We start from the raw sequence: 18,916 nt of genomic DNA, 5'->3' as shown, positions 1-18,916 counted from the left end.
ATGAGCGTAGACACAGCGATGATAGAGCCGGCCCAGAAAGAGCTTGCGGCCCTGTGTGGCCAAACCGCGACGCTGGCCGGCGATGCGGCGCGATGGATTGCGGACGAGGCGAACGCGGATGCCGTCGGTCGGGAGAAGGACGCGATCGTTCGCGAGATGAAACTCGCGGCTCTGCGGGCCAGGCGGATCGAAAAGGCGGCCGTGCGGCCAATGTGCGTCGGCGTCTTCGGCCCCAGCCAGGCGGGGAAATCCTACCTTGTGGAGGTGCTCGCCCGTCCCGAGACGGGGCCGCTGCGAGCGGCGTTCGACGGATCGGAGCCGCTGGACTTCATCAGCCAGATCAACCCGATCGGCGACAAGGAGTCGACCGGGCTGGTGACCCGTTTCTCGGCGCTTCCCGTCGGGCCGTCGCCGGCCGGATTCCCGGTGCGGCTGCGTTGGCTCACCGAGCTCGACGTCATCAAGGTTCTGGGAAACACGTTCTTCCTCGACGGCGACCAATCGAAAGAGACGGTCCCGTCGCCCGAATTCATCGCCCAGACCATCGCCAATCTTTCGACCCGCGCCGGGCAGGCTGGCGGGGGGCTGACAGACGAGGACGTGCTCGACCTGCAGGACTACTTCCAGCGCCAGTTCGGATCATCGCGCTACGTCGATGCGCTCGGCCGTTATTGGGAGCAGGCGCGCGCCCTGGCGCCCAACCTGGACCTGCAGGGCAAGTCCGAATTGTTCGCGTTGCTGTGGGGAGGGCACGCGCAGTTCACCAGGCTATACCTCGATCTCGCCACCGCGATCGATCAGCTCGGGCGGCCAGACGAGGTGTTCTGCCCGCTCGGCGCCCTCGTTCCGCGGGAGGGCAGCATCCTGGATGTCGCCACGCTCGCCGGGCTCGGCGGGCAGGGGAAAGATGACCTGGAGGTGCGCTCGCCTTCGGGCTCACGTGTTCTGCCACGCGCTCTTGTGGCGGCGCTGACGGCGGAACTGCGAATTTCGCTCGTAGACGAGCCGCGCTCTTTCTTCGCCACCACGGACCTGCTCGACTTCCCGGGGGCGCGCAGCCGCCAGAAGGTTCATCTCGCCCACTTTCTGTCAGAGCGCCCGGACGCGCTGAAGGAGACCTTCCTGCGCGGCAAGGTGGCCTATCTGTTCGACCGCTACGTGGCCGAACAGGAATTGACCAGCATGCTGCTTTGCGTGCGGCCCTCCATCCAGGAGGTCGCAACGCTCCCCGACATGATCGACGCCTGGATCTCGTCGACCCACGGGGCGACGCCGGAGGCGCGGGCCGCCCAGGCGAACCTCCTGTTCCTCGTGCTGACCTGGTTCGACTCGCACTTCATCGATAAGGCCGGAGACGTTGGGCAGGAAGGCGGGCTCCGGTTCCGCAACCGCCTCGAAGCGTCGCTCCTCGGCTATTTCGGAAAGGCTCACACCTGGCCCCGACAGTGGACGCCCGGAAAGGCGTTCCAGAACTGCTATTGGTTCCGCAATCCAAATTTTCCGGCTGAAACAATCATCCGTTACGATGGCCGGGTCGAGATCGAAACCATTGCGGAGAAGCGCGGGCGTATCGCTGAACTGCGAAGCGGCTTCATGGAATTGCCCGAAGCCGCGACCCACTTCCGGGATCCCGGCCGCGCGTTTGACGAAGCCCTGAAGCTCAACGACGGCGGCATCTCGTACATCATCGAGAACCTCGCAAAGGTGTGCCGGCTCGACATGAAGCTGGACCAGTTGCGCCTTCGCCTGGGCGACCTGCGCCGGGAGATGGCGGCCAAGCTCGACCGCTACTACGTCTCGCTGGACGTCGAGCAGCGGCTCGTGGAGCGCAGGGCGGCGGCCGGAAAGGCCTTCGACGATCTTGAACCCGTTATTCAGGCGGGCGGGTTCGGCGCCTTGCTGCGGGCGCTCGCGATCGACCCCGGCCAACTCAACGACATCATTTACGGCGTGCTGCGCGGCGTTGGAGGCGACAAGCCGCGGGCGGCGGCCTCGATGAGCTTCAGGATCTCGCGTCCCGACCAGGTCGGCGCGGGCGCGCGGACCGGTCCCGTAAGCGGGGCGGACCGCGAGCAGCTCTATGCGCGTGCGGCCGTGGAGGCCTGGATCGGGCATCTACGCGACCTGGCGTCGAATGACACCGCCCCGCGACGGCTCGGCATAACCCGCGAAGCCCTCAAGACCCTCTCGGACGAGATCCTCACGCTCTTGCGGCGATCGGACCTGGAAGCCGCCCTGGCCGAGGACCTGAAGGCGCTGACCACCGTGGAACTCGCCGAGCAATCGAGCGCCAAGATCGCGCTCGTGGCGGCGCTGAGGCTCAACCGGCTGATCGGCGATCTGGGCTTTGGTCAACTGCCTCCGCCCAAGAGGCCGAAGGCTCCGGCCGAGGGTGGCGAACATCCGATCTTCGACGAGCGGCCGATCACTTATGACGCGTCTGCGATCGGCACGCCGCCCAAGCCTTTCGCCCAGATGTACATCTCGGACTGGTTCCACGGCTTCTACCAAGTGGTGGAAGACAATGCGGTGAGCACGAGCGGTCTTCGGGTCGACCTCAAGCAGAATGAGCGCCTCGGCGCGATCCTCAACACGTTGCGGGCAGCCTAGATCGCCCGAACCCGACGGAAATACCTATGGCTATCGACGTCAGCGAAGACCTGGACCAGGCCGGCGGCTACGCCTTCATTGATCTCGGGCGACACAGCGACCGGCCTTTCGAGAAGATCTCGATCCGCCGCCTGGATGCCGAACCACGTCACCTCGGCGTCGAGGACTGGCAGCCGGAGGTCGCCTGGCTGGAGCCGCGATCGATCGAGCGCCGCGCCCTGTCGACCGTCATCCGTATCGGTCCTGAGATCGTCGACCGGATCGAGGAGCTCGTGCAGATCGAGATCGTGGCCGAAGGCGATCACTCCCTCGGGGTGGTGACCTGGCCGGCCATAACGCCGTCCCCCGGCATCGACGGTTCACTGTCGCTGCAGGGGACCGGCAAGCCCACCCCATCCCTGGTCGCCGAAGGGGAGGCCCCTTCAGCGGAATCCAGGCCCGCCGAGCAGGAGCCTTCGGAGCCGATCGTCGCCGCGCGTCCGCCGGCCGTTCTGGACAACGCAGTTCAACCCACGGCGGTAGCGCCGCGCCGGCGCGCGCCGCTCTGGGCGGCCGCCGCCATCGTGTTGGTTGGCGTCGCCGGCGCGGCGTTCTGGTTCGTCCAACAAACGCCGCATCCGCGGCCGCGGCCAGAACCCGAGACGCCGAGGTCGCCCGTGAGCGCGGGCGAGCTGACGCAGAAGCTCGAAGCCCTGCTTCAACGCGCCGCCCCTCCGGCCGCCCTGATGGGCATCGGCTCGGAGGCGCTTGCGGCCGGCCAGCCCGCCGTTGCGTTCAGGGCTTTCGAAGCGGCCGACCCCTACGCCAACCCGGACGCGGCGCTGCAGCTCGCCAGGATCTATGACCCGCGGATCTCGGACGATGGCCGCCGCGCCGCGGCTCCGAACGCTCAGCGAGCGATCTCCTATTACGCGCTCTGGAAAAACCGTTCCGCAGCTCACACGACTGAATTGAAAGCGCTTTGTTCGGCTTCAGCCAGTCTGGTCGCGGGCAATGACCGGCTCGCTGCGGCATGCCGCGATTGATGATGGGTGGCGTCATGTTCCAGTTCTTCAACCCGCGGTTCGTCCTCGGCGGCGTTCGCCTTCGAGCGCCCGTCGCTCTCGCGATCGCGGCCCTCATCGGCGGCGCATCCATGATCGATGCAGCCGGCGCAACCCCGCCTGGCCTGTCCACCTATGCCTCTCCACTGCGCCAGAATGCTTCGGCCCCGAAAGTGGCGCTCATCATCGTGCCGGACGCGGCCAGCCGCGCGCCGCGCTGGGCAATCGCGCATGCGGACGAAGAGGCTTACCGCAAACGGCTCCTCGATCTCGGCTTCGATGTGTCGGTGATTGGTCCGAGCGACCGCCTCGAGCTTGATCGCCTGCTTCGGGACAATGCGTCCCGGATCGCGAGCGGCAGCGACGTGGCGGTTCTCGTCCTCGGGGCAGCTCTCTCGAGCGATGACGACGTCCGGCTCGTTCCAACCGACGCGCCCGCTGACCTGATCGACCGGCCGGATCAACTTGAAGCCGAGACCGTCCGGCTCAGCGAAGTTCTGCGGCGCATCGCCGGCCGGTCGCCGCGGAATCTCGTCGCCATCGTGGACGAATGCCGCAGGCTGGGGGAGGGGGACCGGGCCTGCGCGGTCGAGGGCGCCGCGTCGCCGCGGGAGGCGAGCGTTATCGCGGCTCGACGGAAAACGGCGCGGCCCGGAACCAGTCCGCTGATTGCGCGGGCGTCCCTCAGGGACGACCTGCTGCCGCTCTTGTCGCAGGAGGGCCTCACCTTCGCGGACCTCCACTCGGCGCTCGTCCAGAAGCTTGGGCCGACCAACCTGACCATCGACGCGACCTCGACCCTGACGGGCGCCTTCGCGCTGGTCCCGGGCGGGTTTTTCGCCGGGCTGGCGACTGAGTGCAACAAGGTCGACCTCAACGCCGATCCGGTCGCCCTCAAGGCCGCCAGCCTCGACGGATTGCAGCGCAGCTGCGACGCCGCAGCGTCGCAGTATCCGTATGCGCGCCACTTCGTCGACCGCCAGTCGGCCGTGAAGGAGCAGCGTGCGTTCCAGCGCGCCGTGGCGTCCTGCGCCGACACGGTCGCGATCTCCGGCTTCGCCACCGCCTACCCGGCGAGCCGGTTCAGGAGGGTGGTGGAGGATTTCTCGCTCGCGTGTGCGCGCGAGCGCGACGACGCCCGCCTGCAGCGCGAAGCCCAGGAACGCGACCGCGCCCTGCGCGACGCCCAGGAGCGAGACCGTCTGCAACGTGAGGCGCAGGAACGTGAGCGCGCCTTGCGTGAAGCCCAGGAGCGCGACCGCGCGCAACGCGAGGCCCAGGAACGCGCGGCGCAAGAAACCCAATCCGCCCAGCGCGTGATCCAGCAGATCGCGCAGACCTTCGTGTCTCGCTATTATTGGACGTCAAGTTCGGACGGGGAGAGCGCAGGCGCGCGCCTCGCTGACCTCTACGCGCCGGTCGTCAGCTTCTATGGCCGGCAGCGAACCGCACCGGACATCATGGCGGAGAAACTGGCCTACAACGCGCGCTGGCCCGTCAGACGCTTTCTGATCAGACCAGGCTCTGTCGCGGCAGTTTGCGACGCGTCGTCCGGCGGGTGCCGGGTGACCGGGATGGTGGAATTCGACTTCGAAAGCGCTGCCCGCAACGTTCGCTCCCGCGGTTTGTCATCTTTCGAATTCGTGGTCGGCAACATGATGTCGTCGCCCCGGGTGGTGGGCGAGCAGTCCAAGGTGGAGCAGCGGTTTTGACGACGCTCGCGTCCCTTCCGGTGAACGCGGCCTTGTGTCTCGCGCTTTCCCTTGCCGGCTGCGCGCGGGCCTGGTCTCAGGAGCCTGTGGCCGGTATCCCAAGCGCCGAGCCGGACCAGGCCGAGCCGTCCAACGCCGACCCGCGCGAGGGCGCATGTGGTGGCCCACACGCGCTCGCCGGCCGCACCATCCGGGTCGGCGGCAAGGGCGGCCTGCAGATTGGGCTCAAGACCTACCAACAAACGCTCGATCTGGATGAAGGCGAAGTCGTACTCACGTTCGACGATGGGCCGAACCCCGAAACCACTGCTCGCGTCCTTGACGCTCTGAAACGCGCCTGCGTGAAGGCGACGTTTTTCCTGATCGGACGGAACGCCGAGAAGCACCCGGCGCTCGTTCGACGGGAGGCTCAGGACGGGCATAGCGTGGGCCACCATTCCTGGTCCCACCCCGTCCAGACGTTGCGGGGGATGTCCGACGCTGACGCGGTTTTCGACATCGAAAAGGGAATAACCGCCGTCGACAAGGCGGCCGGCTGGGGCGGCCTCAATAGCCGCGCGCCGAAGTTTCCGTTTTTCCGGTTCCCGGGGTTTGCGGACACGAAATCGCTGAATGCGATCTTGGCGGAGCGAAACTTCGTCGTGTTCGGCACGGATCTCTGGGCATCCGATTGGCGCCCGATGGCCCCGGAGACGCAGTTGCGGCTGCTGCTTCAACGGCTGGACGAGGCAGGGCGCGGCATCATTCTGCTGCACGACGCACGCGCCCAGACGGCCGACATGCTGCCTGCGTTTCTGGAGGAACTGCGCAGACGCCATTACAAGGTTGTGCACCTCACGAACGGCGAAGCCACGCCAGCATTGCGGAGTGCGCCCGAGCCCTGGACTTCGGAAACGGAGCCGATTGTTCGGCGCGTGCTGTCGCGGATGCACTCGCCTCATTCTGTTCGTACCTCGGCGCCGCCCGCCGAACCGGTCCACCCGTTGCCACAACGGCGGCCGGCCCCGCGTCTGGACCTGAATGGCAGCCCGACGGCCGCGGAGCCGCCACGATGACCAGGACCCTGACCATGCCGCGATCCTTTGCGATCTGCATGGCCCCGGCATGCGGTCTTGCGCTGCTGTTTTGCATTGGCGCAAGCCGTTCTACGCTTGCTCAGGATGTGGGCTGGCCGTCTTGCCGCGATGCGCGAACCGCGCCGCAGAAGGTCGAGGCCTGCACGCGCGCTCTTCCGGCGATCCGGAACGCGAAGCTGTCCGAACGAGCTTATCTACGGCGAGGTTTGGCCTTTGTGGAATTGCGGCAGTATGACCAGGCGATCCGTGATTTCGATGCACTGATCCGGCTGAACGGCCGGGTCGCCGGCTACTTTGACAATCGCATGAACGCATACCGCCAGAAAGGTGACTTTGCTCACGCTCTCGCGGACGCCGACGCCGCCGTACGGCTCGCCCCGGGCCACGCCTTTGTCTATCGCAGCCGCGGTATCGTTCACGAGGATCTCGGCCGCTATCCCGACAGCATCCGCGATTTCAGCGCGGGCCTGCAGATCGAGCCCGCCAATGCGGGGCTTCACGTCGATCGAGGACGACTGCTCGCCAAGCTGGGTGACATCAACGGCGCCGTTCGCGATTTCACCGAGGCGCTCAATCTGGATGCCAAGTGGACGCAGGCCCTTAAAGAACGTGGCTTGGCCTATGTCACCTTGGGTGATCCGGCGCGCGCGAAGGCCGACCTCCGATTGTACCTTCAGTCCGAACCTGCCGACGCTGACGCGGCGGCTGCTTTGGCTGTAATTGGGTCCAACTGACGGAAAGCGCACGATCTGGTCTGTCGCCGTACTTCGGTGCGACCGCCCGCGCCCATTCGTGCTGCGCTGTCCTTAAAGAGCATTTGTCACAAAGGGGCTTGGAGAAGCGGGTCCGCTTCATGGCAAGACGCAAACTTCTGCTCCTGGCGCAAAGCCGATTGAGCTGAACGCGTGCTACTGACCCTTAGGGGACGTGGGAACGTCCGCTTTGAGAAGGTATCAGGTAGCAAGATGCTCCAGATCGTACCTTCGCAACCAGGGAAGCAGTGGCTCAATCGAACTGGCTGGATAAAGCGAGTTCCGGGCGAAGTCCGCGACGCGCCCCAGCTCGTTGCGCAGGAAATCCGCGGCCACGTGCTGGTCGGGAATATTGTCTTCGGGCAGCACCACTACGAAGTCATAGATGGTCGCGCGGTCCTTGCCTTCGGCGCGTCTCAAAATACGGCCACGGCGTTGGATGAATTGGCGCGGATTGCGGGAGCTGGCGATCAGGTAGGCCGTCCGGCAGGCCGGCACGTCGATGCCCTCGTCCAGACAGCGGATCGCCACCATCGCCTCGGTCTCGCCGTCCTTAAACTGCCGCAAGATCTCTCGCCGCTGCCACCGGTTCTCGTCGGACGTGAACGGCGAGATGCGGACTCCACGCTTGATGAGCGCCTGCGCCACGGCATGGCGCTGCTTCACTTCCGCCGCGTCCGCCCCGTGCTGATCGTAATCGTCGTCGTCGCTAAGCGTGCGGCCGTCGCTGCAATAGAACAGGGAATGCGGCGCCACCTTCTGTTGGTCGAGGAGGCGGTTGAGCTCGGCCATCTTGTTCTCGGCGGCGCCGATCAGCCGAGCCCGCCGCATGAGCAAGGATTTGAGCTTCTGGCCGCTCGGCCCGCCCATATCCTTCTTCGCAGCGGAAAACGCCCGGGCGATCTGGTCACTAAGTTCGATGTAGTCGTGGACTTCCTTCGCGGTGAGCTCCACCGGCACGGGATGGTATTCATAGGGGCTCAGGACCTTGTCGCGCACGGCGTCGGCGAGCGTGTACTGGAAGACCGAGCGGTCATAGACATCGCTGAGGCGCTGGTTGGCTTCGTCGTCGAGATAGTGAAACGGTGTGGCCGACAAGCCGACGCGAAATTTCGCGCCGGGGAACAGTTTCCCCACGTAGCCACTGCTGCCATGGTGGTGGCATTCGTCGCCGATGAAGAATAGGCGCCGGCTGTCGAGCTGCTTGGCAAAGGCCTGGAAGTGGTCGGTCTTAAGAGTCTTATTGACGACCACGACCGCGAGGAATTCTTTCTGCCGGTCACGGTTCCGCCGGAGGTAGGCTTGGACCACCGGCTCCCACTCCGCCCGGCTGCCGTAGCAGCGGACCGCATGAATGTTAAACAGCCGGAGCTCCTCGCACCATTGGTCGGCTAGGTCCTGGTAGGGAACGGCGACGATGAGGGCGACGCCCTCGTTCGCCTCCGCGGTTTTCGTCGCAGCGTAGATCGCCGTCATGGTCTTGCCGGCGCCGGTCGCCAACTCAAGGATCCCATTATAGCCGTTGCCGCTCCAGGCGCGCAGGGCCTCCAGCTGGTGGTCGCGCATCTGGAAGGGCGATCCGCGGAGCGTTTTTGGTACCGCCGGTGCGGTGTCGTAGACGATACCGCTGCCGTCGCCTTTGCCAAAGCCGCCAAGGCCACGCTTCGCGAAGAAGGCTCTCACCCGGTCCGCCTCCTCGTCCGACGAGGGCGAGTCGGGAAGCTCCTCCATGACCAAGTTCAGGCCCCGTTCGACCGCCTCTGGCAGGGCGCAGACGATGGTGGAGCTGCCGGTCTCACCCGACCACAGCCGCGCAAAGTTGCTCGCGTGGTTTTCGACATAGGCCTTTTGCCCCGCGGTCCACGAGCGGAAGACGGTAATTTCCTCCGAATTGAAGCGCGGGTCCAAAGCGCTCATCGTTTCATTCATCGACCCGCTGAACGAGACGACGTCGCCGAGCCGGTCCTCCAAAATGCCGATCTTCTGGTGAAACATCCCATTCGGTCGGACGGCGACCTTCATCTCCAATCGGCCAGCTCGGAACAGCCAGGCCAAGAGCCGGATGCGATACTCCAACAAGCTGCCGGCATGCTCGGCGATAATTCGCCCGAAGTCTGGCAGCTCCTCGGCGGACCAAGGCGTAGCGGCGCCGGCCTGGATCGCCTCGAAATCCTCAGGAGACACTAGCTTGCCGAAGATCAGCTCTATCCGCCCTTCGCTGGTGACGAGGGCCGACATGGCCGCCGGGGCGTTCAGCAGGACGCCGAGCGAGAAGAAGCCCACGGCGCGCCGATAAGTTACCGCCTGGCTGAGAGCAGGCAGGAAGAAGTCGGAATAGATGTTGTCGGCTTCCGACGTGTAATTGGTTTTCAGCTCGAGCGTGCGAAGCATCAGAACTTGGGTCCGACAACCTCGTCGGCTGGTTTCGACGGCGCGGGTGGCCTGACACCGATCGTGTTGAGCCCCCGCCAGACAGCGTCTTCGACGCTGACGTCGGAGTAGCGCTCGATCCAGCTCTGAACGAGGTCGAGCCCGCCGTTGGCGTACTCCTCATAGATCTGAACGCAGTCCTTCTCCTGCTCCGGTCGGAGGATGTCCGAGTTCTTGCCGTCGGCGAGTGCCAAGGCGAAGACGATGTCGACGGCCTCGTTGATCTGGTACTGAGCGCCTGCGATATCCTCAGTCCCCGCATGCGGGTTGAGGGGAGTCTTGCGGCGCTCCTTGTAGCCAAGGACGGCGCAGAAGCTGAGCGCTTCCCGCAGCGTCGGGAACAGCGCGGCGTCCTTGCCGCCGAGCGCCTGCAGCGTGTTCTCGTAGACCTTACTGCGTCGAACCGGAGACGTGATGAGCCGCATGGTTAGGCCACCTCGGTGATGCGAGTGCCTTCGATCTCGCTGTTGTAGGTCGTTAGATCGTAGGTGTTACCGCCGATTTCGATGTACTCAGTCAGCTTCCCGGCCGCGTCGCTGCGGTTGTGGCGGGTCAGCAGATATTGCTCGCCAATCTTGTCGGCGAGGGTGGTCATGACAGCCTCGGATGCCTGAGACGTGGAGACCAGAAGGATGACCTGGGACGCCAGGTTGGGCAGGAACTCTGCGACGCCACGACGGTAGAGCGGGTCAAGGTGGCCGAACGGCGAGTCGACGACCAGCGGCGCGACGGTGCCAGGCAGCAGGATATCGTCGTCGTCGTGTTCGCGTTCCTTGGCGTACTTGGCGATCGCGCCTGTGAAGGCCAGCCCCAGCAACTGGTTCTCGCCGGTGCTCTTGGCGACCTCGACCCCGTTCTCGTCGTAAAGCCTCAGCTGGTAATTCTTGTCGAGCTTTACCGTCGCCGACTTGCGCATGAATTTCTGCACGATTCGGTCGATCTCGCTTTCGATCGCTGAACGTGCATGCTCCTCCTCATTCGCCAAGCGGCTCTCCAGCCGCGACATCAGGGCGGCCGACAGCTGCGCCCGCTTTACGTAGCGCTTAGCCGCGTCGGACTTCTTGATAAGCTCGTCGCGCCGGCGCACCAGATCAGACTTTTCCCGGTCGAGGTTCGTGATCGACGCCCGAACGTCGGCCTTGCGATCCATCGCTTGCGTCCGCTGAGTCTTGGCTCGTTCGCGCGCCGCCTCCTTCTCTGCGATGTCTGTGATCGGATTGGCCGCGAGCTCCTTGGAAATTTCAGTTAGCTCCGCGTCGAGGCGCTGAATCTCGCCCTCGACCTTGCGCAAATCCTCGTTGTTGCGCTCATACTCGCCCCAGGCGGTCCCGGCGCGCTGTTCGAAACGTCCGATCGCCTGACCCGTTGAGATCACCCTCGACATCACAGCCTGGTCGCCCGCCGTCTCGAGCAGCGTCTTAATGTGCTCATGCTCGTGGCTGCCGATCGTCACCGGCCGGCCGCAGATGCACATCTGGTCTTCGAGGATCTCGTTAACGAGCTTCTTATCGTAGGGGGAGGGAAGCTTCCGCCGAGTCTCCTCCGCCTTTACCACTTCGGCAACTTCCAGCACCAGCTCCTCGGCAAGCACCGCGGTGATGTAGGTCTGTATCCAGGATCTGGAACGCTGCAAAGCCTTGGTCTTCTCTGCGTCCTTGGCGGCGAGCTGACCTTCAAATTTGGTGCGCCGCGCCTGCGCATCCTTCGCCGGCTTTGTCCCGGCGAGTTCCTGGTTCAGCCGATCGATGCGGTTGTTCGCGGCCTCGATCTCCCCGTCGATCTTGCCGACTTCTTCCTGGTAGCGAGCAATCTTCTGTTCGATCTGCTGGATCTCGCGCTCGGCAGCCTGCGCCTCCGCGCTGGTATTGTCTGATGCCTGACGATTGTACTCCTGCCAGGCCTTCTTGAGGTCCTCCAAGGCCATCCGGGCCACTGTCGATCCGAGGATGCCCTTGACCGCCTCCCCGAATTTCTTGGCGCCGGTGGCGCCGGTGTAGCGGCTGGTCGCTTCCCCGTAGAAGAAGAAGTGAGGGGCCATCTCCCGCGGGATTACGGAGTTGATGAAGCGATCGGGGCGATCTTTCGACCTCGGAACCTCGCCGCCAGCCGCCAGCTCGAGCAGCCGAAGCGGATCGGTCGTGCCCGTCCTTTCGTCAAAGGTTCGCCTCGCGCGGTAAAGCTTCTGCTCGTGCTTGAAGTCGATCTCGACGCTCGTCTTCGTCACGTGCTCATGGGTGGCGGCGAATTTGTTGACGAGCTCTTTGGGGTTCTCGAACTCGCTCTCAGCCGGCAGGATGTCAAAGAAGCACCAGTTGATGGCGGCCAGCAAACTGGTCTTGCCCACGCCATTCTCGGCACGGATAAGCGTAACGTTCTTCGCCGGGTCCTGTGACACGAAGAAGTCGTTCTCGCCGTGGAAACTGCGCCAGTTGGTAAGGCGAATACGCTGGATCAACATTTAGACGTGATCCATGTTGGCTTCGATGATCTTCTTGACCTCGCCGGGAATGCCGCGAGCGGTCTCGCCGTTTTCGAAGTAATTGCGGCGGACCTTGTCCACAATCTGACGGATAATCTTATCCATCTCGCGCTCGTTGAACGCGCGCGTTTCCGAAGGCTCGTCCTCGTCACCAGCCATGTCGTCCCCCTTTTGACGCATATAAGCGTCCCCCTGACTAACGCTAGCTTACCGGTGCGGATTGCGAAAGCACCCGTTCGGGTCGCGGGCGGTGGGGAGCCGCGCTCAAGGCGAGCGTCCGCGCAGGAGATTTGGCCGGGGCATCACTTGTGGCAAGTCACGCAGACCTTGCCCTGGCCATAGACCTCGTCGAGGTCCATCGGCATGTCGTTGACCAAAGCGTTGACCGGGCGGCGCGCCAGCACGCGGGCGACCCGCTTCTCATGGTCGATGCGGATTTGTCGAAGCCGTTCCGGCCTGGCGAGGCTGTCGAGCGACTCACCATGGCTCCACGAGAAGGGGGAGCCGTGCTCCATGGCGGTTTTCTCGTACCGTTGAGCTTCAGCGAACGCCTCGGGATGTTCGTCGAGCAGCCGGGCCCATTCGATTTTCTGCTGGTAGAAGCAGAAAGTGCAGCCGCTCCGCGAGCGCCAGCGGTAGTATTCGGGAAGGCCGATGCCCGCGGCTTCGAGAATTTCGCCGACGGCGGCTTTGTCGATGCCCGCGGTCCTGAACGGCAGGTGGATCTGCAGATTCTCCTGAGCAGAGACGTAGCCTTCGCGATAGTCCTCGTCGGACCGGATGGCGACGTAGCTGTTGACGATGTCTCCCGCCTTCACGAACGGGCGGACCCACTCCTCAAACGGCTTGATCTTCAGCTGTCGCGTACACCAGCGGGTCTGGGGCGATGGTAGGAAATTGTTGTATTCGCGCAGCCAAAAATCGAAGTCTCGCTCGGGGTTGAGGCGCAGTATGGGCTTGCCGAGGAACCCCTCCAAACGTCCAAGGAACTCGTAGACTTCCGGCAACTCTTTCCCCGTGTCGGTGAAGAAGTAGTCGATATCCAGCTCGGGATGGTGCTGGCGCATGTAGACGGCCAAGGCCGCGCTGTCCCTGCCGCCTGATATACCGAGGACGTGACGCTCGACCATTTACGCCACCACGCGCTTATCGGTCGGCGCCGACGTGTGAGGAGCGAGGGTCAAGCTAAGCTTGGCCAATGCGCCGAGTGCGACGTGGTCGGCTGCGCCGGCCTTGCTGATCACCGCCGCAAGCTTGGCCGAAAGCTCCTCGGCCGCCTTGCGTTCAAGGGCGTCGAGTTCGACCTCGCTGGCCACGGGCTCCGGATAGGCAGGATCGCTCATGTAGACGACGAGGGTCAGGCGGCCATCGCTGCGGCCCTTCAGATGGCCGAAGCCCTCGGCCTTCAAAAACTGCTGCGCGAGCGCCGCGAGCTCGATCCGAGCCGCATCGACGTCGCGGTCCACCCAATCCCGACATGGCCGGTTCGCCGCAAGGCCGGCCAGCCCCTCAATCTCCTCGAGCCGGCCTTCAAACGTCGTCAAGCGGGTGGCTAGAGCATCCAGCCGGAAATTGCCGGTCAATCCGCGGACGTTCGCGGCCCGCCTCTGAAGCGGACCATAGTCGCCGGACGCGGCGCCCTTGAAGCGCAATTCCGCCAGGAGCGTGGCGGCCATGGCCTCGAGCATGGCGGGGTAGGCAGCCTCCAATTCATCGATCGCGCGCACCACCGCTCGGGCCAAGGACACGCCAACGCGCTCCGAACCGTCAAACGTGGCGCGAGGCAAATCCTCGAACAGCAGCTCGTTCGGATCGCTCGCCGCCAGCGCCGACGTCCGCAGAGCGGCCGCCGATTTCGATAGCGTTGCTGTCCGGGTCGTCCACGACGGAAGGCCGCGGATCTTGCTGACCAGGCCCTTGGCCACTTCGAGGGGCGTCGGGTCGATACAACGATCATCGACGCTCAGATGCTTGGCCAATGCCGCCACAAGGCCGGCGTCGACGTCGCTGATCTCCACCTGCCGCAACCGCACAGCATTAGGCTCCTGCAGAAGCCGGTCGACGAAGAAGCCGTCCACCTGAGGCCGAAATACATCGTCGAGGTAGATCGCGGTGTTGTCGCGACGGGTGAGCAGATAAGCGACGGCCAGGATGCTCAACAGTCCGTCTCGAACTCCGTAGGGGGGGCTTCGCCAGACGGCGAACAGCTCTTCGAGCGTGCAGCCGCGCACCGATAAATTGAGGGCAGCGTCCGCGGCTCCCCAGAGCGGATAAAGCCGCGACGAGTCAGTTTCGGTCGGCGCATGGAAAGCGAGCTTGCCGGCCTCGTCTTGGCGATAGAGGCCGGTGGCCTCGACCAGGCTGACGAACAGCCCGGCCTCCGGCGGATAGCCCTGCATGCCCAGCCGTTCCTCGCCGGCTTGCTCGACCATGGCCCTCAGCAACGCCCGGGTCGCAGCAGCGGCGTTGGAAGACGGCCGGGTGCGATTGACCAGTTCGTTGCGAAGATGAGGCGTCAGCGGATAGCGCCAGTCGGCCAGGCCGGAGGCTAAGATGCTCAAGGCCGCCGGACCGGACAGGCGGTTCGCGGATTCGGCTTGCGCGCCTTCGGGCAACGACCAGTCGACGACGTCGATGGCCTCTGCGAGACGGTCCTCAAGGTCTGCGCTGATGCGCGCGATCCTCGCGTCGACCTCGCGCCGGGCGATGGCGTCGCCTTCGAGCTCTGGCCGATTGGCCCGCACATGTTCGAGCGCCGCCAGTTCGCTGGCCATTTCCCTCAGGCGAAAGCTGTCCCGGGTCCAGCCGACCACGATCAGCCTGTCGTCCCCTACCCGTCGAAGCGACCGAATGACCTTCTTGGCTTTGGCGATCGGCTCTCCCTTGGCGCTGACCAGGAGCATGAACAGCCCGGCTGCGCCCGTAGCGGGCTTGTAGTGCCGAACGCGATCCTCCGCCTCATGGACTGGCGCCAGATCGATCTCGAACCAACGAAGGGCGCCGGTGGTCTCGTAGTGCCGCTTGGCAAGGATCGGCTGCAGGGCGGCCTGTTGCGCTAGCTGCCGATAGTCGACCGCGACGCCGGCCTCGCGGGCCTGCTCGACCGCGCGTTCGATATCGAAATCACTGCCCGCATAAATCGCCAAGGCGCCGGCGTGACGGCGGTGTACGATCACCGACCAGGCCAGCAGGTCGGCGAGAAGGGTCTCGAAGTCCGCATCCGTCGAGACGGGCAAGGCGGTGCGGACGAGGTCGAGGCTGGGCTGCAGGCCGGACCGGTCCTTGAACAGATCCAGCAGGGCAATCACCTTCAAGAGCCGAAGATGTAGCGCAGTTCCGCCCCGCGCTTCGCATCGCTCGACCGCTTCGACCGCCGTCGACCAGCGGTGGCCATCCGGCGATGCCAGAATCGCCGGTTCGAGGTTGGCACGCAGGTAGTCCCACAGACGCTCGGAGCCATATTCCTCGCCGCAGCGTGGGGTCGTATTCAGGTATTCCTGGAAGCCGAACGGCTCTGCGGAGGTCAGGAAGCCGAAGATGCTGCGCTGACTTTGGCCGAATCTCCGCCGGGAGATCGGGCCGAGCAGGGCCGCCACCGTCGGGTGTAGCGGCCAACAGGCCTTGAGCCGATCCTCCAGCGGCCTCGGGGACCCGGACCGCATTCCGCGCATTGCCTGCGCCACGACCTCGGCGGGGCCAGACGGCAGGTCCGCCGGCGCCTTGCTCTCGATCGCACGCGAAATCAGCTCGATCTGTTCTTCGCCCGCCAAGCTGATGGGGATGTCGAGAAAGCGGCCTTGGACTTTCATCCATTCGTCGCGACCCTCCCGGGACAGGCGGTGGGCGTATTCGTCGAAGGCCTGATGCAGGATGCCGACGACGATGAGCCGGCCGGCGGACCGCGAGGCGATCTCCGCGAGCTCCTGGAAGACCTGAACATCGCCGTGCTCTACGGCGGCGTGCTCCAGAAACTTACCCATCTCGTCAATGAGGAGGACGACGCCCTCCGAGGGAACCGCGGCGGCGATCCGCTGCATCCAGGTCGCGAAGCGCTCATCTCGCTTTCGCACCGGCGCGCCGGTAGGAAGCGCGGCTTTCAGGGCTTTCACGATGGTGGCTTCCGGGTCGGCGCGAAGGCCGACCACGGGCGCCACGGTCCAACCGCGGCGCGACGGCCTAAACAGGGCCAAGATTTCGTCGGCGTCGGAGGGGTCGGACGTCTCGAAGAACCGGCGGGCGAGTTTCGGCGGTTCGGTTAGTAGCGCTGCCAGGGCGACCGCCAAGCTGGACTTGCCGCTCCCATACGGGCCCGTCCAGGTGAATGCGGCGTGGCCGGTGGCTTCACGATGGCGGCCCATAGCGAGCAACGCGTCAACCGCCGACTGCGAACAGACGAACCCTTCCAGGGCCGCAGGGTCGCTCAGATCGGTGTCCACTCGGATTGAGCGGGTGAAGCGGCGGGCGACGTGAACGATCTGATTGAGAGTGCCGGTCATGCTGCCCCCCTGCGAAGGTCGCGGTCGTACATCGCTCGCAGAAGGCCCCATTCGTCGATGCTCTCGAGCTTGTGGCCATAGAGTTGCCGCATGCCGGAGGACTCGTCCCAGCGCACCGCGCCGTCGGTCAAGGCGTCGAGACGTACCAAGCGCTCCGCGACCGCCTCTTCGTCAAGCAGGAAGACCTGGCCGGGCGACCCGCGTTCGAAGGTCAGGAAGTCCACTGAGAAGGACTTTCGCGCCGCATAGTAGGTGCGCCAGAAATCCAGCAAGGCGAAGAGGAACACCTCGTCGGGCAAGGAGGACTTCGGTCCGCGCCGAAAGCGATAGAGTTCGCCGACGCCTGCCTTTTGGATGAGGCCCAGCTCGGCCAGCGGGCACTCGATGCTGTCCTCAGGCGCACGCCGTGCACCCCCGGGCAGGGCGAAGTAGGTCCGCACCAGGCACTCGACGTCACGGCGGATAGTGATGTCGCTGATCGTGCGCTCCTTGCCGAGACGGCCGGATTCGCTCAGCTCATCGCACCGACGATGAAGGCGACGCCGCATCAGCTCGCGGTCGAAGGTGGGTTCGTGGAACTCGTTAAAAGCCCAATGCCACACCGTGGCGCGCCCCGGCTTGCCGGCAAGCATCCAGTGCAGGAGCCAAAGCGAGCCGGGATGCTCCAGATAGGGATCCCGATTCTCGCCAAAGAGCATTTTCCCGGTTCGCCCGAGAAGAATATGAGCGGCCCGCTCGCCGGGGCGGTCCTCTGCGACCAATATGTCGGTAGCAATCGCCCAATGCTTAATAGAAATCACCATGTTGCGACCGACGCCGAACCACGAAATCGCTGCGTCATCATTGAACACGGTCGCACCGTTTCCCGTTGAGTCGGCTCTTTCCACTACGGCATCATAGGCCTTTTTCAGCCATCCGTACCGAAGCGGGAAAGTTTCGTGGCCCGCAAATTGAAGTCGACTGTCCGAGGCTATGAGGAGGCTACGGGGCATGGGGTCTCACTGGTCAGTACTACCAGTTGAAAAGACCCATCCGGACGGTTTATGTCAACTCCTGGCGGACGTCGCCAGTGCGTGGGGAACTATGAACGATTCGTCCGCTTATTTGGACTATCAGGCGTCGGCGCCGGTCGACCCGGCTGTCCTAGAGGCCATGAACCGGGCCTATGCTACGCCCGGCAACGCGAGCGCAGAAGAGCACAGCTTCGGCTGGCGCGCCCGTAATCGCGTGGATGTGGCGCGCCGGCAAGTCGCCGATCTAGTCAATGCTGAACCCGACGAGGTCTATTTCACTTCCGGAGCCTCGGAAGCTAATAACATTGCAGTGCTCGGCGCAGCCAGAAGCGCGCCTGCGTCTCGCCGGCGGATTCTCGTCTCCGCCATCGAGCACAGGTCAATCAGTGAGCCGGCCAGAGCTCTGAAACTGGAAGGGTTTTGCACGGAGGCGCTTCCTGTCGGTCGCGACGGCCTCATCGACCTTGAAGCGCTGAAGGACCGGCTGGACGACAATGTCGCCGTGCTGTCGGTGATGGCCGTCAACAACGAGATCGGAACGATTCAACCCACGGCAGAGATGGCCGCGCTCGGGCGCGCGGTCGGCGCTTTCGTGCATGTGGACGCCACCCAAGCGCTCGCGGCGGGGCCGGTCGATCTCCGAGCTTGGGGCGCCGACTCCCTTGCCCTGTCGGCGCACAAGATCTGCGGCCCAAGCGGTGTCGGCGCCGTGGTGGTTGCCGAAGAGGCGCCCTGGCGCCCACAGCCCATCGCCTTCGGCGGAGGACAGGAGGCGGGGCTGCGGCCGGGGACGATCCCCACACCGCTCTGTGTCGGTTTAGGCGTCGCCTGCGAGCTGTTAGCTCGGCAGGGTGGCGTGGAGCGGCCCAAGGTTGCGGCCATGCGGTCTCGTCTTTCCGACAGCCTGAGCGCCCACGGCGTCGAGTTCGCCATCACGGTGGCAGGCACACCAAGACATCCCGGGTGCCTGCACGTCCGACTTCCGGGCGTCGATGCTGTCGATCTTCTAACCAGGCTCCAACCCCATGTCGCGGCCTCGACCGGCTCGGCCTGCACGTCTGGGATCATCGGTCCGTCGGAGGTGCTCTTGGCCATCGGCATGACCGCTGACGAGGCCGCGGAGTGCGTTCGCTTTTCGGTCGGTCGGTTCACGACGAGCGCGGAGGTCTGGTTTGCGGCCGAACGCATCGCGCGCGCCATTGCCGCGCAGCGCCAAGCGTGATCACCCGGTCGGTGGGAGAACGGCCTCGACACAACCCCAGCGGCATGCAAATCGATGCCGAAGCCTCGAGGTTGGAAAATCCT

13 protein-coding genes are annotated in these 18,916 nt (G+C 64.7%); 6 read left to right on the top strand and 7 right to left on the bottom strand.

What is annotated here, in order from left to right; genetic code table 11:
* The 5 genes from IEV99_RS18100 to IEV99_RS18080 are packed head-to-tail and all read left to right on the top strand — an operon-like array spanning position 1 to position 7,175.
* Positions 1-2,610, top strand: a complete 2,610-nt coding sequence (locus IEV99_RS18100) for a virulence factor SrfC family protein (RefSeq protein ID WP_244643919.1) — start codon at positions 1-3, stop codon at positions 2,608-2,610.
* A gap of 26 nt (positions 2,611-2,636) precedes the next feature.
* Positions 2,637-3,635, top strand: coding sequence for a hypothetical protein (locus tag IEV99_RS18095; protein ID WP_188519115.1), 999 nt, complete (start codon positions 2,637-2,639; stop codon positions 3,633-3,635).
* A 14-nt stretch (positions 3,636-3,649) separates the two neighbouring features.
* Positions 3,650-5,365, top strand: coding sequence for a caspase family protein (locus tag IEV99_RS18090; RefSeq protein WP_188519114.1), 1,716 nt, complete (start codon positions 3,650-3,652; stop codon positions 5,363-5,365).
* On the top strand, positions 5,362-6,420 hold the full coding sequence (locus tag IEV99_RS18085; RefSeq protein ID WP_244643918.1) for a polysaccharide deacetylase family protein: 1,059 nt from the start codon (positions 5,362-5,364) through the stop codon (positions 6,418-6,420). The genes IEV99_RS18090 and IEV99_RS18085 overlap by 4 nt, the downstream gene beginning before the upstream one ends.
* Positions 6,417-7,175, top strand: coding sequence for a tetratricopeptide repeat protein (locus IEV99_RS18080; protein WP_188519113.1), 759 nt, complete (start codon positions 6,417-6,419; stop codon positions 7,173-7,175). Before IEV99_RS18085 ends, IEV99_RS18080 begins: the two co-directional genes overlap by 4 nt.
* A gap of 219 nt (positions 7,176-7,394) precedes the next feature.
* On the opposite strand, the gene IEV99_RS18075 is transcribed toward IEV99_RS18080, so the two are convergent.
* The 7 genes from IEV99_RS18075 to IEV99_RS18045 form a co-directional block, all read right to left on the bottom strand.
* Positions 7,395-9,584 (bottom strand): DEAD/DEAH box helicase family protein, encoded by a 2,190-nt coding sequence (locus tag IEV99_RS18075; protein ID WP_188519112.1) that lies wholly within the window; start codon positions 9,582-9,584, stop codon positions 7,395-7,397.
* Positions 9,584-10,048, bottom strand: coding sequence for a DNA phosphorothioation-associated 4-like protein (locus IEV99_RS18070; protein WP_188519111.1), 465 nt, complete (start codon positions 10,046-10,048; stop codon positions 9,584-9,586). Before IEV99_RS18070 ends, IEV99_RS18075 begins: the two co-directional genes overlap by 1 nt.
* Positions 10,049-10,050: 2 nt before the next feature.
* Positions 10,051-12,081 carry an AAA family ATPase gene (locus IEV99_RS18065; protein WP_188519110.1) on the bottom strand — a complete coding sequence of 677 codons (2,031 nt, stop codon included), beginning with the start codon at positions 12,079-12,081 and terminating at the stop codon, positions 10,051-10,053.
* Positions 12,082-12,261 carry a hypothetical protein gene (locus tag IEV99_RS18060; protein WP_188519109.1) on the bottom strand — a complete coding sequence of 60 codons (180 nt, stop codon included), beginning with the start codon at positions 12,259-12,261 and terminating at the stop codon, positions 12,082-12,084.
* 143 nt (positions 12,262-12,404) lie between these two features.
* Positions 12,405-13,232 (bottom strand): phosphoadenosine phosphosulfate reductase family protein, encoded by an 828-nt coding sequence (locus IEV99_RS18055; protein ID WP_188519108.1) that lies wholly within the window; start codon positions 13,230-13,232, stop codon positions 12,405-12,407.
* Positions 13,233-16,598, bottom strand: coding sequence for a DUF6079 family protein (locus tag IEV99_RS18050; RefSeq protein WP_188519107.1), 3,366 nt, complete (start codon positions 16,596-16,598; stop codon positions 13,233-13,235).
* Entirely contained in the window at positions 16,595-17,590 is a 996-nt protein-coding gene (locus tag IEV99_RS18045) for a DUF4007 family protein (protein ID WP_188519106.1), read from the bottom strand. Before IEV99_RS18045 ends, IEV99_RS18050 begins: the two co-directional genes overlap by 4 nt.
* A 91-nt stretch (positions 17,591-17,681) precedes the next feature.
* Between IEV99_RS18045 and IEV99_RS18040 the strand changes: the two genes are divergently transcribed.
* Positions 17,682-18,833: a cysteine desulfurase family protein gene (locus IEV99_RS18040; RefSeq protein ID WP_188519105.1), complete on the top strand. Its 1,152-nt coding sequence runs from the start codon at positions 17,682-17,684 to the stop codon at positions 18,831-18,833.
* The last annotated feature ends 83 nt before the right edge of the window (positions 18,834-18,916 follow it).

The organism is Alsobacter metallidurans, assembly GCF_014636935.1.
Lineage (GTDB): Bacteria > Pseudomonadota > Alphaproteobacteria > Rhizobiales > Beijerinckiaceae > Alsobacter > Alsobacter metallidurans.
This window is presented reverse-complemented; position numbering and strand designations above follow the sequence as displayed.

What these genes read in the sequence shown, in the direction of transcription:
- IEV99_RS18065 (WP_188519110.1), bottom strand. Translation starts at nt 12,081, where the DNA reads ATGTTGATCCAGCGTATTCGCCTTACCAACTGGCGCAGTTTCCACGGC.
- IEV99_RS18055 (WP_188519108.1), bottom strand. Translation starts at nt 13,232, where the DNA reads ATGGTCGAGCGTCACGTCCTCGGTATATCAGGCGGCAGGGACAGCGCG.
- IEV99_RS18040 (WP_188519105.1), top strand. Translation starts at nt 17,682, where the DNA reads ATGAACGATTCGTCCGCTTATTTGGACTATCAGGCGTCGGCGCCGGTC.
- IEV99_RS18060 (WP_188519109.1), bottom strand. Translation starts at nt 12,261, where the DNA reads ATGGCTGGTGACGAGGACGAGCCTTCGGAAACGCGCGCGTTCAACGAG.
- IEV99_RS18050 (WP_188519107.1), bottom strand. Translation starts at nt 16,598, where the DNA reads ATGACCGGCACTCTCAATCAGATCGTTCACGTCGCCCGCCGCTTCACC.
- IEV99_RS18100 (WP_244643919.1), top strand. Translation starts at nt 1, where the DNA reads ATGAGCGTAGACACAGCGATGATAGAGCCGGCCCAGAAAGAGCTTGCG.
- IEV99_RS18080 (WP_188519113.1), top strand. Translation starts at nt 6,417, where the DNA reads ATGACCAGGACCCTGACCATGCCGCGATCCTTTGCGATCTGCATGGCC.
- IEV99_RS18095 (WP_188519115.1), top strand. Translation starts at nt 2,637, where the DNA reads ATGGCTATCGACGTCAGCGAAGACCTGGACCAGGCCGGCGGCTACGCC.
- IEV99_RS18045 (WP_188519106.1), bottom strand. Translation starts at nt 17,590, where the DNA reads ATGCCCCGTAGCCTCCTCATAGCCTCGGACAGTCGACTTCAATTTGCG.
- IEV99_RS18075 (WP_188519112.1), bottom strand. Translation starts at nt 9,584, where the DNA reads ATGCTTCGCACGCTCGAGCTGAAAACCAATTACACGTCGGAAGCCGAC.
- IEV99_RS18090 (WP_188519114.1), top strand. Translation starts at nt 3,650, where the DNA reads ATGTTCCAGTTCTTCAACCCGCGGTTCGTCCTCGGCGGCGTTCGCCTT.
- IEV99_RS18070 (WP_188519111.1), bottom strand. Translation starts at nt 10,048, where the DNA reads ATGCGGCTCATCACGTCTCCGGTTCGACGCAGTAAGGTCTACGAGAAC.